The sequence below is a fragment of the Neobacillus sp. SRL179 genome (genome assembly GCF_984799095.1).
Map to the genome: position 1 here is coordinate 2,461,162 of NZ_OZ481792.1, position 14,054 is coordinate 2,475,215.

Here is a 14,054-nt window from a genome sequence, read left to right on the forward strand (position 1 = left end):
TAAGTGAAGGGTACGGGTAGATAAATAGGAATTGTACAACCCATAACAAAATGACGGAGGTGGAATTTTGAAATTAGGTGTTTTTACCGTTTTATATCAGGATTTAGCTTTTGAAGATATGTTAGATAAGGTAGCAAGTATGGGGTTAGAGGCTGTAGAACTTGGAACTGGGATTTATCCAGGGAAAAAGCATTGTAATCCAGATGAATTAGTAGGGGATGAAGCTAAACTTCGTCAGTTCAAAAAGGCCATAGAAAGCAGAAATCTTGAGATAAGTGGGCTAAGTTTCCATGGCAATCCACTTCACCCCAACAAATCGTTTGCGAAACAGTCTCATGAAGCATGGAGGAAAACGGTTTTACTGGCTGAAAAAGTGGGAGTTCCAGTCGTAAACGGCTTTTCTGGTTGTCCTGGTGATCATGCTAACGCAAAATTCCCAAACTGGGTCACCTGTTCCTGGCCGTCCGAATATTTGGAGGTTTTAGACTGGCAATGGGAAGAAGTGGTGATCCCTTATTGGCAGGAAGAAGCTGCGTTTGCAAAATCGCATGGAATCAATCAAATTGCGTTTGAAATGCATCCAGGGTTTGTGGTGTATAATCCTGAAACGCTCCTTAAATTACGAGAAAGAGTAGGACCTATGATTGGGGCCAATTACGATCCAAGTCATCTCGTTTGGCAAGGTATAGACCCTGTTGAGGCCATTAAGGTTCTTGGACGAGAAAAGGCAATCTTTCATTTTCATGCTAAGGATACTTATATGGATTCGAGCAATAGTAAAGTCAACGGAGTTCTTGATACCAAACCATATAGTAAAGTACTTGATCGGTCTTGGACTTTCAGAACGATTGGTTACGGGCAAAGTGAAAAAGTTTGGCGCGATATGATTAGCACCCTTAGGGCCGTCGGTTATAACCATGTACTCTCCATTGAACATGAAGATTTACTCGCTTCCGTAGATGAAGGTCTAAATAAAGCCATTGCTTTGCTTCAAGGGCTGCTTTTTAAAGAAGAACAAACTGAAATGTGGTGGGCATAATAGTATAGTACATGACACCACCGTTAAATAAGAACTAGGCAGGTACCATCCAAAAAAAGGGTGGTGCCTGGCATATTTTTTTGTTGGAAACCAGATTTCTGAAGAAACTTTGAAAATTATGAAGTCAGAATCCGATCATCCGTCCACTTATTTATATAATTAAAGACTGCCATACTAAAAGCATTATAGCCTTCTGCTGTTAAATGGATGCCGTCCTCGCTGATTAAATTAATCGTGTCGCCGGCTTTTTTAATTGCTGTTCTAACATCAATTTTGGGTACCTTTAATTCATCCGCCAATATATTTAAATGGTAGTTATACATTCCATGCCAGTGTTGAATGCCTCCCAATTTACCGATCCAGTTTCCAATCGAAGAGCTATATTGAGTGGAAATGGTCTGATAATACCTGACTGGGTCTAATGGTGGTAAAGTAGCGATGATGGGTACAATACCACTATCTCTCATTTTTTTTACAATTTCACTGATATTCGCTAAATACCGTTGCAGTGAAACGATTGCTTGATGTTCCTCCTTGGGTTTTTCTACAATTTCATTCCAGTTAAAATTGCAGTCGTTACCGCCAACTTCAATAATCGTAAAATCGGGATGTTCACTAAGTACATCCTTTTCTAGTCTAGACAACATTAAATCAGAGTTATCATTAAAAACTCCTTTGTTAATAACGGTAACATCATTTTCTCCCTGCTGATTAAATAATTCTTGTAAGAAAGCTGGATAGTTTTCCTTCAGGATTCGCAATCTCCCTTTAACTACGGAGACCCCACGTGTTAAACTATCGCCAAAACAAATAATTTTCATTTTTATCACCATTCTTAGGCGGATTTTTTATTTAAATATACCATCTTTATAAAATGGAAAGTAATGACATTCGTCATCTTTTGTTGAACTACTCACCCCTTATCGACCTTGCGGTCTGATTGAAGGGGGGAGATTCCTAAGAACACCAGCGTATCCGCTAGTTATTGATTAGGCGATCCCCGTCGCACCGACGGTTAGAAGTCTTAACGCTTCATTTTTAAGATTTTGTCCTGCGTTAATATCCCTTTGGTGATGGGTATGGCATTTTGGACATTCCCATTCACGCAAGCCAAGATTTTTAACGTTTTTGTTTTGGTAGCCACAACATGAGCAAAGCTGGCTGGATGGAAAATTTTTTGCAACTGTCACAACTTGTTTTCCATACCATTTTGCCTTGTATTCAATTATGGTTTTGAACTCAGACCATGATACTTCACTAATGGCTTTGGCAAGGTTGTGATTTTTTAACATATTTGATACTGACAAATCTTCCATTCCGATAACGTCGTGGTTTTTGACAATATCAGTGGAGATTTTGTGCAAGTAATCATTTCTTGCGTTTGTCATTTTCTCATGAATGCAGGCAACTTTCCGTTTGGCTTTATACCAGTTAGTACCGCCAACGGTTCGTCTGCTCATGATTCGTTGTAGTTTAGCTAACTTTTCTTCTAAGGTGCGGAAAAACTTTGGATTGGAGTAAGTCGTTCCATCTGATAGAATAGCGAAATCTTTGAGTCCGACATCAATCCCGATAGCCGATTCTGTTTTAGGCAATTCGGTAACTTCAACCTCCGTTCCTATCGAAACAAAGTATTTGCCCGATGGATTGCGTCTAATGGTAGCATTCAATATCTTGCCATTGACTTCACGACTTTTTGCAAAACGAACTAATCCAAGCTTAGGCAGCTTAATATAGTTACCTTCAATAGCAATATTTCCGTTCGTATGCTTTGTTGTGTAGGATTGCACAGGATTCTTCTTCGATTTAAAACGTGGATACTTATTTTGTTTTTTGTAGTATCGTTCGAAAGAATCAGCCAAGTTTTCAACCGATTTCTGCAAAGCAATACTATCCACTTCTTTCAAAAAGGAATATTGTTTCTTTAATTCTGGAATTGCTTTTACGGTTTCATATTTGTTCAAACATTTTCCTTTCCAATTGTTCGCTGGGAGTTGACCGTTTTGCACCATTTCTTCAACGATATACCAATAAGCGTCCTTGTTTTTCTGCTTACTTAGAAAGAAGTTGAATGTGAATCTCACACAACCAATCGTTTTATTGGTGAGTTCAATTTGTTTTTTATTTGGAAAGATACGAAATTTATATGACTTATTAACAATCATTGTACCCACTCCCCTTAACGAGAATGTATGTTCTTATTTTATCATAAGAGGAGGTGTTTTGGCTATCGCCAACCGACATTCATCTCCCCCTTATGATTCATGCGTTTAAAGCTGACCCTGCTTCGAACGTGCCCAATCCAGAGCGGATGTTTGACTTCGTTTCCCGTTCACCTGAAGCAACGCATATGATTACATTCCTATTCTCTCCATGGGGGATTCCAGCTATATACCGCCACATGCAGGGCTCTGGTGTTAATACCTACAAATGGGTAAATGAAAAAGGCGAGGCTGTGTTGGTGAAGTATCACTGGGAGCCAAAGCAAGGGATTCGAAACCTAACACAAGAAGAGGCAAACGCTATTCAAGCGAAGAACGTCGGTCATGCGACACAGGATTTATATGAAGCGATTGAGCGGGGAGAATATCCAAAATGGGAGCTTTATGTGCAAATCATGGAGGACATTTACCATCCAGAACTGGACTTTGATCCACTCGATGATACAAAGCTATGGCCGGAGGACAATATTAACTATGAATCATCGATGCTCGGCGGCTATCAGGAAGAAAGTAAAGAAGATCGTGCACCGCATCAACCCATGTATAATGCGGCTGCAATGAGTGCCCCAATTGATCGTCCGAATAATTACGGTCAAGCGGGCCATACGTATCGCAGCTTGGAAGATTGGGAGCGCGATGAATTAATTAAAAACCTATCAGAAGCGCTGACGATCTGTGACAAACGAATTCAGGATGCCATGATTGATCATTTCACACAAGCGGATGAAGACTATGGCCGCCGTGTGAAGGACGGCATTGAAAAGGTCATGAAAGAAATCCAAGAAACGAAGATGAAAAACCAAGTTCCAGGCAGTGAAGCAGGTAAATCGAAATTTGGTCAAGGGACTATAGCTGCCAACGAAGCAACAGAAGAGGCTGTGAAGAAAAGCCACGAAGCTGATCCTTATTAATTTTAAGGATGATACCAAATAACTAAAATATCTAAAAGGCTATTGGATTTAATTCTCTAAGTAAGGGCGCCATTACAGGATTAGTAATGGTGCTCTTTCATTATTCCTTCCCCTAGCAATACTTAAAAGGCAAGTAAGAAAATAACCTCTTTCTCCTAAATAATCTTGAAATGAAAATGGATAATACTACTTGGTATTGGAAATTGTAAATTTATCGAATGTTCCGCTTGAAAGGATTGTGCCGTATGGAGAAAAAATTGTTAAACCTACTAAATGTATTGTGCATCGTTTCCTTACCATTTTTGTTTAAGGGCTCAAAGATGAGAGAAAATTTACTTATTTTTTTCTCAAAAGGAGTTATTGCCACGCTGATTGATGCTTTTGTTGTGGGAACTAAACGGATTGAGTATCCCGTTCGGCCTTTTCCAAAAATCTTTAAAACAAATATTATTTATGATGTATTGTTCTTTCCACTATTAAGTGTCATCTGGGTCAAAATCACCTATAACGATCGTTTTAGCAAATTGCTCTTAAAAAGTTTAATCTTTAGTGTTCCTATGAGTTTAGGTCAATGGTATTTTGCAAAAAATTCTCGATTATTTAAATGGAATAAATGGTCACCACTTCATACCTTTGCAAGTGTAAATTTCACCTTATTTACCATTAGAGGTTTTATTGGCTTAATAAAGAGGTTAGATCAATTTAAGCAGAATGAAAATATATTCAATCATTAAGGTTTTTAGTATGATTAAAAAACAGAACTTTGAAGTATATAAAAAGCAATAGGTAATTTTGTGCCCAGTAATGATAAGCATCGTTACTGGGCATTTTTATCTTTAGAGATAACTTTATAAAAAGATTCAAATAATTCTTGACCAAACAGGCAATAGTAGAATATATTATAATTAACAATTAACAAATTGTTAATTAAAGGAGAGATAGAAGTGAAGATAAACAATCAATTTATTACACCTGATGGATATACAAGTGATATTGCTGTGTTTACAATCACATCGGAAAGTAATGGGGAATATAAACCGCCGCTTAAAACATTGAAAATCATGCTGATTAAACGAAGTGAACGGGATCATGAAGGCAATACCAACATTGAGGCAGGTAAGTGGGCGCTGCCAGGAGGATTCGTTCGTCCAGAGGAAACAGCCTTTCAAGCAGCCGAACGCAGGCTTTTCGAAGAAACGGGAGTAGGCGGATTACGGATTAAACATTTTGGTGTCTATGATTCTCCTGGCCGAGATGACCGGGGCTGGATTATTTCAAACGCTCATTATGTGATTGCGAATGAAGACGCCTTAAGGAATCGAAAAATAACGATTGATGCTGCTGATATCCAGCTATTTTCGATTGAAGAAGCCCTTAAACTGAATCTTGCTTTTGACCACCGTCAAATTATCGATGATGCCATCTGGTTTATTCGAAAGGATATGGCTTTAACCACATTGGCGAAGCATTTTTTACCTGAAGAATTTGTCCTTTCTGAACTGCAGGGGGTCTTGTTAACAGTATTGGATGACCCGTCCATATCAAGAGATGCTGCTTTTTTTAGAAAAGCACCAACTCTTCCATTTATTGAAGCAGTACAAGAAAATGGCAAGCCAAAGAAATCCAATCGCTATTCCAAAACACCTGCACAGCTTTACCGTTTTAATGAAGTGCAGCCGATTGTATCCGTGTATAGAAATAAACTACAAGGTTAAAAAACAAAGGGAGAGATCGAGATGGGGATCTTTAAAAATTGGACGCGGTTTGAAGTCATCTGGTTGTTGATTTTTACCATCGTGAACATTTATTTATTCATTGCATGGGAAGACTCACTGATTGGACTGATTTCATCAATTAGCGGAATGCTTTGTGTGGTTCTAGTAGCAAAGGGGAAAATTGCTAACTATTATTTCGGTATTGTCCAAACTTTAACCTATGCCTATATTGCTTACGGTTATAGTCTCTACGGCGAAGTCATGTTAAATGCACTCTTTTACTTCCCGGTCCAATTTATCGGAATTTATTTATGGAAAAAGAATAAACCAGAACATGATGTAAAAGGGGAGGATGTAAGAGTGAAAAGCCTGACAAAAACGGGCTGGCTCTATACAGTAGGACTTATGTTGATCCTCATCATTGGTTATGGATTTTTCTTGAAATATTTAAGCGGCAAGATTGTTTGGACGGATTCAGCCACCAACGTCTTATCGATTGCAGCACAAATTTTAATGTTAAAACGATATACGGAACAATGGATCATCTGGATAGCAGTCAATGTGTTATCAATTATTCTCTGGGCAAGTGCTTTAATCACTCAAGGCGGAAATGATATTTCCATGTTAGTAATGTGGACGGCATTCCTTGTGAATAGCATTTATGGATACATCAACTGGAGAAAACTACACAGCAAACAACTTCTGGAGGTGGCGTAAATGACAGTCGGTTTTATCGGTGGAAAATTTCTTCCTCTCCATCTCGGTCATGTGTATGCCATCGTTTATGCTTCCTCGATCGTCGACGAGTTATATGTTGTTTTATCACATAGTGAGCTGCGCGACCGGGAGCTATGTCGGAATAGCAAAATGAATTATATCCCGGCGCCCATTCGGCTGCGATGGCTGTCCCAATTAACCAAAGATATGCCCCATGTGAAAGTCATCGCGATTGAAGATGATCAAGATAATGACCACTACAATTGGGCGGAAGGGGCGCAATTAATTAAACAGGCGATTGGAAAGCCGATTGATACCGTCTTTAGTTCTGAAGTAGACTATAATGAAATTTTTCAAGAGCTATATCCAAATGCACAGCACAAACTGATTGATCCGCATGTGAACATTTCTGCTACTGCGATTCGGACAGAAGGGGTGTTTCATCATTGGGAGTTCATTCCTGACTTTGTTAGGCCCTATTTTATTAAAAAAATTGTGATTGTTGGAACAGAAAGCTGTGGCAAATCAACTCTTACGAAAAACCTCGCTAAAATCTACAACACTTCCTATGTAGAAGAATATGGTCGGACCGTTTGTGAAGAATTAGGCGGCTGTGATGGCATAATGATAAAGGAAGATTATCAAAAAATTGCGTACGGTCACAAAATGGAAGAATATAAGGCGATTGAGAAGGCAAATAAACTTGTTTTTATTGATACCGAAGCGATTGTCACTCAATTTTACTCCAACCTATACAATGATGAACATCAACCCGTCCTAGATGAAATTGCGAAACTCCAAGAATACGATCTTTGGCTATTCCTTGAACCCGATGTCACATGGGTGGATGATGGGTTAAGAGTTCATGGAGAGGAAACAGCCAGAATCCAAAACAATCAGCACATAAAGTCATTATTAGATAAACAAAACATTGACTATCACCTTTTAAACGGGAACTATGAAAATCGATTACGAGCTGCAATTGAATTGATTGAAAGGGTACTAAGAGATTGAGGGATATATATTTTTCTGTCGAAGGAAAACGGAGCGCGGAGAAGAATTCAATAAAGGGAGAAAGGATGAAATGAAGGTTTCATCCTTTTAAAGTGCAAATACATGGTTACCGATTGTCTTTACTGTTTGACGTGTACGGATCCAATCATCTGTTGCAATGTCGGGGTTATAGAAAAAAATCGAATCATTTAAAGTGTCTTCTCTTTTTAGAGCTTCTTCTACTGCTTGAGTTGACTCTTCTGATGCCGGTTTATGAATTTCACCATTTTGAACAGGTGAAAAGGCATATGCATCACCGACTACTTGATTGATCACATCTGTCACTGTATCTGGAAACTGAGGGGATTCCACTCGATTTAATACGACGGTTGCAACGGCTACTTTTCCTTCATAGGGTTCACCTTTTGCCTCTGCTTCAACTAATCTGGCAAATAGGTCTTTTTCTTTATCTGAAATTGAAATCGAAGGTTCTGCGGGATCTTCAACTGGAGCAGCCTCTTCTTTTGGTTTTACTGTTGGCTGGACTGCTTTTTCTGCTGAAACGTTTGGATTTTTCGTATTTTGTGGTTCCTCTATCGGAATGTTTGGTTTAATTTGAATGAAGGGGTTGGTAATTGCCAACGCCGTATTAGTGTGTACTCCAATGGCCATTGTAGCTACACAAGCTACAATAAATGATTTCAAAGAATTCTTCATGTTGTGTGCTACCTCCTGTAAAAATTGTCATGTTATTACCCTAACATGGCTAACTTTTCATATACAGAACGAGAACATTACAATTCATTTTATTTTGATGAACAACATTACACAAAAATTGGTTTCGTGACAATTTTCCTATGGAAGTGACATAAACTAGGCAATATAACGTAGTGGAGGAATAAAAATCCAAGATATTGGTCACGATTATAAGAATTTTTTCATTTAAGTAAATTGTAATATTATTATGTAAACTATATTTGCTATACATACTCAGATAATGAAAGCTTTTTCTTCATACCTCATATAAAATGAAATTAGTAACAGAATTTAAGGAGCGTAGAGAATATGAGTAGTAATTTATTTCATACATTGGAAGGTGTAAAAATCTCCTTTAAAGCATTAAGTATAACAGATGTTCAAGAAATCCATCGTTATGCATCAGATAAAGAGGTTTCACGATTTATTGGCTGGAGTTTAATGAACACCTTGAATGAAACAAGTGACCACATCAAAAAAATGATAAAACGCGAGGAAGCGGGGACTCATTTTTATGCTTCCATTGTAGAAAAATCAACTCGAGCTATTATTGGTACCGCGATGATTTTCAATTTCGATCACGAAGCAAACCATGCAGAAATTGGATACGTTTTTCATAGAGACCGCTGGGGAAAAGGTTTTGGAACGGAATGCGTGACACTAATGAGTGATTTCGCTTTTGACTCCCTTAATCTTCACAGGCTCCATGCTAGTGTAGTTGATGCAAATATTGGCTCTGCTCGGATCCTCGAAAAGAATGGTTACGTGTTAGAGGGGAATTTAAGAGACCACTTTTTTATAGAAGAAAAATATTATAACGCATTACTATATGGGAAAATTAGAAATTTGGATAAAACTCTTGATAGATAATCAGAAATATAGTAGAGGTGGAATAGAATTGACTAAAAGATTAGGATGCCTGCACGCCCATCATTCAAATATTGAGTATATTGAAAACGCACTTTCCTCTTATGATATAGAATTAATCCATTTTGTTGACCCTGGGCTAATGGTTCGAGTGACCTCTGATGACAATTTTAATGAAGGGGATGCTCAAAACAAAGTAAAAGAGCAAATAGAGTGGATTGCCCAATGCCATGTTGATGCTATTCTTATTACTTGCACAAACTATATTGCTATTTTACAAGAAGAACAATTATCAATATCAGTGCCAATTATAAAAATTGATGAACCCTACTTTGAATCCATTAGTAAAATACAGCAGCCTCAAATGATCCTTTTTACAAATCCGGCAACTGTTAAAGGGACGATGGAGCGTCTGAATCAATATGCCTATCATCATCAAAAATCTTTAGATATAGAGGTACATATCATTAATCATACTTTTGAAATGTTGATGAAAGGTTTAAAACACGAATATAATCAAGAAATTGTTAAATATCTAAATAAAATTAACAAGGAAAATAAAGTGATGTCCGTGGCTCAATTATCTATGGTTGATGCATCCCAGGAAGTGGAACTTATGACATCTAAGCCTATCATTAATCCTTTAAATCCATTAATTACTTCCATTTTGAATGAGTTACATATTGACAAAAATTAAAGGCAACCCTCTTAACAGAGGATTGCCTTTAAGTGTTTTTTTCAAAAAAAACGAAATCCATACTAATAAATCTTTCTAACTTTTTGAGACAACTGATTCTTCGCTTGAGCGTTTATTTCCTTTATAAATAAAATAAAGAGCAATCAACATAAATAGTAAGGCAAAGGCACGTTTCATATCTAGGGCTATGACTAAACTATTAAACCACCCGAAATGATCTATCAGCATTCCGATTATAAGCTGACCAGCTATTCCAGCGATACTGGCTGCTATGACGCCAATTTTTGGTACAGCGATGACCGTGAGAAGTAGGTACATCGTGCCTAGAAATGCAGCACTTAATTGCCATTTGGGTGCTTCCAGAATAGCAAGTATATTTCCTTGACCAAAAAAGACAATAAAAATTGCTAAAAACAATGTTCCTGTTAAAAACGTTAAAAGTGTCGTTTCAATTGTTCCTGCTTTTCGACTAAAGGTGCCATTGATAGACGATTGTGCACTTAGTGTGATACCCCCAATTAAGGTAAATAGAATCATTAATATACCCATTTTTAGACCTCCTAATAAACTAAAATAAGTGCTATGATCATGGAAATAACCGCAAATATTTTCTCTTTATTGATTCTTGTCTTTTTGCTGCCCAGCCAGCCATTATGTTCAATAACCATACTCATGACCAGTTGACCAATAATGACGGCAACCATCGTGATTCCAACACCGACAAAGGGAACACTCACCACGATTGAAGTTAAATAAACAACCCCTAAGACACCACCAAGCAGCGACCATTTAGGCGCTTCAACGGTATATGAAAGTTTCCCTTTTCCGAAGAATATCCATAATAATCCCATGATGATCGAACCCATAAAGAAGTTATAAAAACTAGTTTCCAATTGTCCAATTGTTTTCCCTAGTTCACCGTAGATTGCACCTTCAAAACTAAGTGCGGCTCCAGCCAATAAAGCCAGTAAATACGAGAAGTAACGCATTCAATAAACCCTCCTAATTATCTTTATATTTATTTATCTAGAATAATCGATATTTGTTTCTTGAAAATCCCCTACACAAAATAGACCTTTGTAGATTCTCTCTTTGAGAAGATAAGAGTCTTGTATTTATATATCTAGAAAAATCGATGTAGCTAAAAATAAAAAACAGAAATCACCACTTAGATTTCCGTTTTAAAATATTCAGCAAATTGACGAATCGCTTCTTCGTTTCTTCGGTAATAAGTCCACTGACCATAACGAACAGATTCGAGAAGACCAGCTTTTTGCATCATATTTAAGTAGTGTGACACCGTAGATTGAGAAGCTTTAGCCTTTTCTTGAATATCCCCTACACATACTCCGCCTTTGTAGCTTACCTCCTTTGGCAGGTGTGCGCCTTGTTTAGGGAAATGTTTCTCTGGTTCCTTCAGCCATTGTAAAATGTTAAGTCGAGTTTCATTTGATAGCGCCTTAAAAACATCGATTGGTTCCATGCTTCATATTATATATCGATTTTTTTCGATATGTCAATTTTGAGATTGAAAATGAAAGACTATTGTTGTTCAGTGGTCGACAGTTATCGAGAATAAAGAGGTATAAATATGTTAAAAATAAGATAGTTCAGAACATTGGTAGGAGGATAATTGAAAGAAAACAACGTAAAAAACATAATTAAAATATTGAAAAAAGGGAAATCATAAAGAGGGTGTAAATATGGGCTTTTTATCCAGGCTCTTTGGAAATTCTTCAGAAAAGGAGATTAAAACAATGACAAATGTAAAACTAGCAGTAGTTTTTTACAGTATGGGTGGTACTAACTTTCAATTAGCTAAGTGGGCTGAAGAAGGTGCGAAGGAAGCTGGAGCTGAGGTAAAAGTATTAAAGGTACAAGAATTAGCACCAGAGTCAGTCATTCAGGGAAACGATGTGTGGAAAGCAACCGTTGAAGCAACGAAAGACGTGCCGGTTGCTACAGGAGATGATCTTGAATGGGCAGACGCGATTATTTTCAGTGTCCCAACTCGATTTGGTAACATGCCATCACAAATGAAACAATTCCTTGATATTCAAGGCGGGCTATGGGCTAGCGGTAAAACAGTGAATAAAGTGGTAAGTGCCATGACATCTGCACAAAATCCACACGGTGGACAAGAAGCGACTCTGTTATCCTTGTACACTTCCATGATGCACTGGGGTGCCATTATTGCACCTCCTGGATATACCGATCCAGTTTTATTTGGAGCTGGTGGTAATCCATATGGAACAAGTGTGACGGTCGGTGAAGATGGAAAAATGATCGATGATGTACAAGCTGCAGTTAAGCATCAAGCAAAACGTACAGTTACAGTTGCAGAATGGGTAAAAAAGGGTAATCAATAATCTAAAAAGGAGTCAGCAGAAATTATATTCTGCTGACTCCTTTATGCCAACTTATAAATGAGATGTTCGAAGCGAAAATTCGAGTTATTTACCCGAGTTGCAGCTGTTAGCTCATTTTTTTGCTATAGGAATAATAGAAGAGTTGTGTCCGGTTGAATAATAATTCAATCTCGCACAGCTCTTTTTTTCCTAGAATTGTACAAAATAAAAAGAAAAGGAGTGATGTAATGGCAAAGACTCAATTTGATTCGAAAGTTTTATCAATTTTAGAAGATAAAATTCAACTCATTAAGACTACAAAGGGGGCAATTTATTTAGTTGGACCGATTCGGCTGCCTGTAAATTTGTACGGAGAAACGGTTGAATTCAAATGGTATTGCTGGCTCAATTGTGATGAAGTCACCGAGGATTTTGAAAGAATTATTGATCAATTATCCTCTATTAATTTAGCCGAATTTCAACAGTCAAGTGTTCTTGCCTATGGCGACTTTGAAAATGGCGATAATGCGATTATGCGTATGCACTCTATTTGTCATACTGGAGATATATTTGGAAGCAAAAGGTGCGATTGTGGATTTCAATTAAAACAATCGATGAAAATGATTGTGGAACATGGTACCGGTGCCTTATTTTATTTAGCCAATCATGAAGGAAGAGGGATTGGTTTGTTCAGTAAGGCCATGGCATATATTCTTCAGGAAAATGGCTATGACACGGTGGAAGCAAATCAAGCGCTTGGTTTTGTCGATGATTCAAGAAATTATAGTGACGCGATACAGGTTTTAAAAGCATTGAGAAGCAAACCCGTTACCCTCATAACCAATAATCCTAAAAAATTAGATGCTTTAAAAAACGCTGGCTTAAGGGTATTAGGCAGGGAACCTTTATGGGGCGATGTATCAGAGTATAATGAAAAATATCTTGAAACAAAAATAAATCGTTCGGGTCACATCAGAGACGATGATCCCTGTTGCAATGACTAGTCACGAATTCAATTTGGTCTTAGTCTTGGATTATTGATGACAAAATAAAAAGCCAGGAGTATAAACGATCCTAGCTTAAAGTGTGAATTTTACTAAAGCTCCGAGCTTTCAGTATTGACAGCAATTAAAACTTTGGCGATGTCTTCTCCAATGTTTTTAACATAGTGTGGGACACTTGCGCACCAGCTGAACGTGTCTCCCGATTCTAAAATATAGGAGTCTTCTCCTTGTTCTGCGAGTATTTTTCCCTGGAGGACTACATGGCATTCTTCCCCTTCATGCGCCTTTTTTTCAGTAGAAGCACCTGGGGGGAATTCCACCAATCTAACGCTTAATCCACCTCTTGAAGCCAAATGCTCTACCTTAAAATTGGACTCCTTCGAAGTGGTTGTTACTTCTCGGTCATTTTTACGAATAACCGTCATGTGTTCATCTTTTTCTAATAGAAGATAGGGTAAAGGGACTTTTAAGAAAGCTGCGATCGTTTGTAAGGTACTGATGGATGGTGACGTGTTATTGTTTTCAACATTGCTTATAAATCCTTTTGAAAGCCCAGTTTCCTCACACAATTGTGCAATGGTTATTTTTTTTCTATTTCTAATCGAACGTATTTTAGAACCGATATCCATGTTTTTCACCTCAATTAGTTTTCTAATAGTAAACTTTACTTCATATTAACAAAAAATCCGTTGACAATCCATAGGGAGGTTTGGTATTTTATTAGAGAACAAAGATTCATATAAGAAAACTCCATCAAGAAAAATATATTATTTTTTAAAATCAAG

The 14,054-nt window shown here is 37.5% G+C and carries 16 protein-coding genes and 1 pseudogene; 10 read left to right on the forward strand and 7 right to left on the reverse strand.

The genetic code is table 11. From position 1 onward, the window contains the following. Positions 1-67: 67 nt before the first annotated feature. Positions 68-1,039, forward strand: a complete 972-nt coding sequence (locus tag AC4E8C_RS12140) for a sugar phosphate isomerase/epimerase family protein (protein ID WP_490212345.1) — start codon at positions 68-70, stop codon at positions 1,037-1,039. A 116-nt stretch (positions 1,040-1,155) separates the two neighbouring features. Here the strand turns inward: AC4E8C_RS12140 and AC4E8C_RS12145 are convergent, their stop codons facing one another. Both AC4E8C_RS12145 and tnpB read right to left on the reverse strand, forming a co-directional pair. Continuing rightward, entirely contained in the window at positions 1,156-1,860 is a 705-nt protein-coding gene (locus tag AC4E8C_RS12145; protein ID WP_490212346.1) for an SGNH/GDSL hydrolase family protein, read from the reverse strand. Between the two features lie 168 nt (positions 1,861-2,028). Continuing rightward, positions 2,029-3,204, reverse strand: coding sequence for an IS200/IS605 family element RNA-guided endonuclease TnpB (gene tnpB, locus AC4E8C_RS12150; protein WP_490212347.1), 1,176 nt, complete (start codon positions 3,202-3,204; stop codon positions 2,029-2,031). A gap of 86 nt (positions 3,205-3,290) precedes the next feature. Here tnpB and AC4E8C_RS12155 point away from each other — a divergent pair. From AC4E8C_RS12155 to nadR, 5 genes and pseudogenes are all read left to right on the forward strand, one after another. Next, positions 3,291-4,172, forward strand: a pseudogene (locus tag AC4E8C_RS12155) (catalase); the annotation flags it as partial. A 245-nt stretch (positions 4,173-4,417) separates the two neighbouring features. Further along, a complete protein-coding gene (locus tag AC4E8C_RS12160; RefSeq protein WP_490212348.1) occupies positions 4,418-4,906 on the forward strand; it encodes a CBO0543 family protein in 489 nt (162 codons plus the stop codon). 216 nt (positions 4,907-5,122) lie between these two features. Continuing rightward, on the forward strand, positions 5,123-5,887 hold the full coding sequence (locus AC4E8C_RS12165) for an NUDIX domain-containing protein (protein ID WP_490212542.1): 765 nt from the start codon (positions 5,123-5,125) through the stop codon (positions 5,885-5,887). Positions 5,888-5,908: 21 nt separating this feature from the next. Further along, the gene (gene pnuC / locus AC4E8C_RS12170) at positions 5,909-6,604 is read left to right on the forward strand and encodes a nicotinamide riboside transporter PnuC (protein WP_490212349.1); all 696 of its coding nucleotides are present in this window, start codon (positions 5,909-5,911) and stop codon (positions 6,602-6,604) included. Beyond that, a complete protein-coding gene (gene nadR, locus AC4E8C_RS12175) occupies positions 6,605-7,618 on the forward strand; it encodes a multifunctional transcriptional regulator/nicotinamide-nucleotide adenylyltransferase/ribosylnicotinamide kinase NadR (RefSeq protein ID WP_490212350.1) in 1,014 nt (337 codons plus the stop codon). Between the two features lie 87 nt (positions 7,619-7,705). Here the strand turns inward: nadR and AC4E8C_RS12180 are convergent, their stop codons facing one another. Further along, positions 7,706-8,314, reverse strand: a complete 609-nt coding sequence (locus AC4E8C_RS12180; protein ID WP_490212351.1) for a cell wall hydrolase — start codon at positions 8,312-8,314, stop codon at positions 7,706-7,708. A 348-nt stretch (positions 8,315-8,662) separates the two neighbouring features. On the opposite strand from AC4E8C_RS12180, the gene AC4E8C_RS12185 reads away from it, so the two are divergent. Continuing rightward, a complete protein-coding gene (locus tag AC4E8C_RS12185; protein WP_490212353.1) occupies positions 8,663-9,223 on the forward strand; it encodes a GNAT family N-acetyltransferase in 561 nt (186 codons plus the stop codon). Between the two features lie 22 nt (positions 9,224-9,245). After that, positions 9,246-9,917, forward strand: a complete 672-nt coding sequence (locus AC4E8C_RS12190) for a hypothetical protein (RefSeq protein ID WP_490212543.1) — start codon at positions 9,246-9,248, stop codon at positions 9,915-9,917. Between the two features lie 75 nt (positions 9,918-9,992). Here the strand turns inward: AC4E8C_RS12190 and AC4E8C_RS12195 are convergent, their stop codons facing one another. From AC4E8C_RS12195 to AC4E8C_RS12205, 3 genes are all read right to left on the reverse strand, one after another. Continuing rightward, on the reverse strand, positions 9,993-10,466 hold the full coding sequence (locus AC4E8C_RS12195; RefSeq protein ID WP_490212354.1) for a DMT family transporter: 474 nt from the start codon (positions 10,464-10,466) through the stop codon (positions 9,993-9,995). A gap of 11 nt (positions 10,467-10,477) precedes the next feature. After that, positions 10,478-10,906 (reverse strand): DMT family transporter, encoded by a 429-nt coding sequence (locus tag AC4E8C_RS12200; RefSeq protein ID WP_490212356.1) that lies wholly within the window; start codon positions 10,904-10,906, stop codon positions 10,478-10,480. A 179-nt stretch (positions 10,907-11,085) separates the two neighbouring features. Further along, positions 11,086-11,400 carry an ArsR/SmtB family transcription factor gene (locus AC4E8C_RS12205; RefSeq protein ID WP_490212357.1) on the reverse strand — a complete coding sequence of 105 codons (315 nt, stop codon included), beginning with the start codon at positions 11,398-11,400 and terminating at the stop codon, positions 11,086-11,088. 274 nt (positions 11,401-11,674) lie between these two features. On the opposite strand from AC4E8C_RS12205, the gene wrbA reads away from it, so the two are divergent. Together wrbA and AC4E8C_RS12215 are read left to right on the forward strand one after the other, a co-directional pair. Next, a complete protein-coding gene (wrbA, locus tag AC4E8C_RS12210; RefSeq protein ID WP_490212359.1) occupies positions 11,675-12,286 on the forward strand; it encodes an NAD(P)H:quinone oxidoreductase in 612 nt (203 codons plus the stop codon). Positions 12,287-12,513: 227 nt separating this feature from the next. Then, a complete protein-coding gene (locus AC4E8C_RS12215; protein WP_490212360.1) occupies positions 12,514-13,269 on the forward strand; it encodes a GTP cyclohydrolase II in 756 nt (251 codons plus the stop codon). Between the two features lie 92 nt (positions 13,270-13,361). Here the strand turns inward: AC4E8C_RS12215 and AC4E8C_RS12220 are convergent, their stop codons facing one another. Further along, positions 13,362-13,898, reverse strand: a complete 537-nt coding sequence (locus tag AC4E8C_RS12220; protein WP_490212362.1) for a helix-turn-helix domain-containing protein — start codon at positions 13,896-13,898, stop codon at positions 13,362-13,364. Positions 13,899-14,054: the final 156 nt, after the last annotated feature.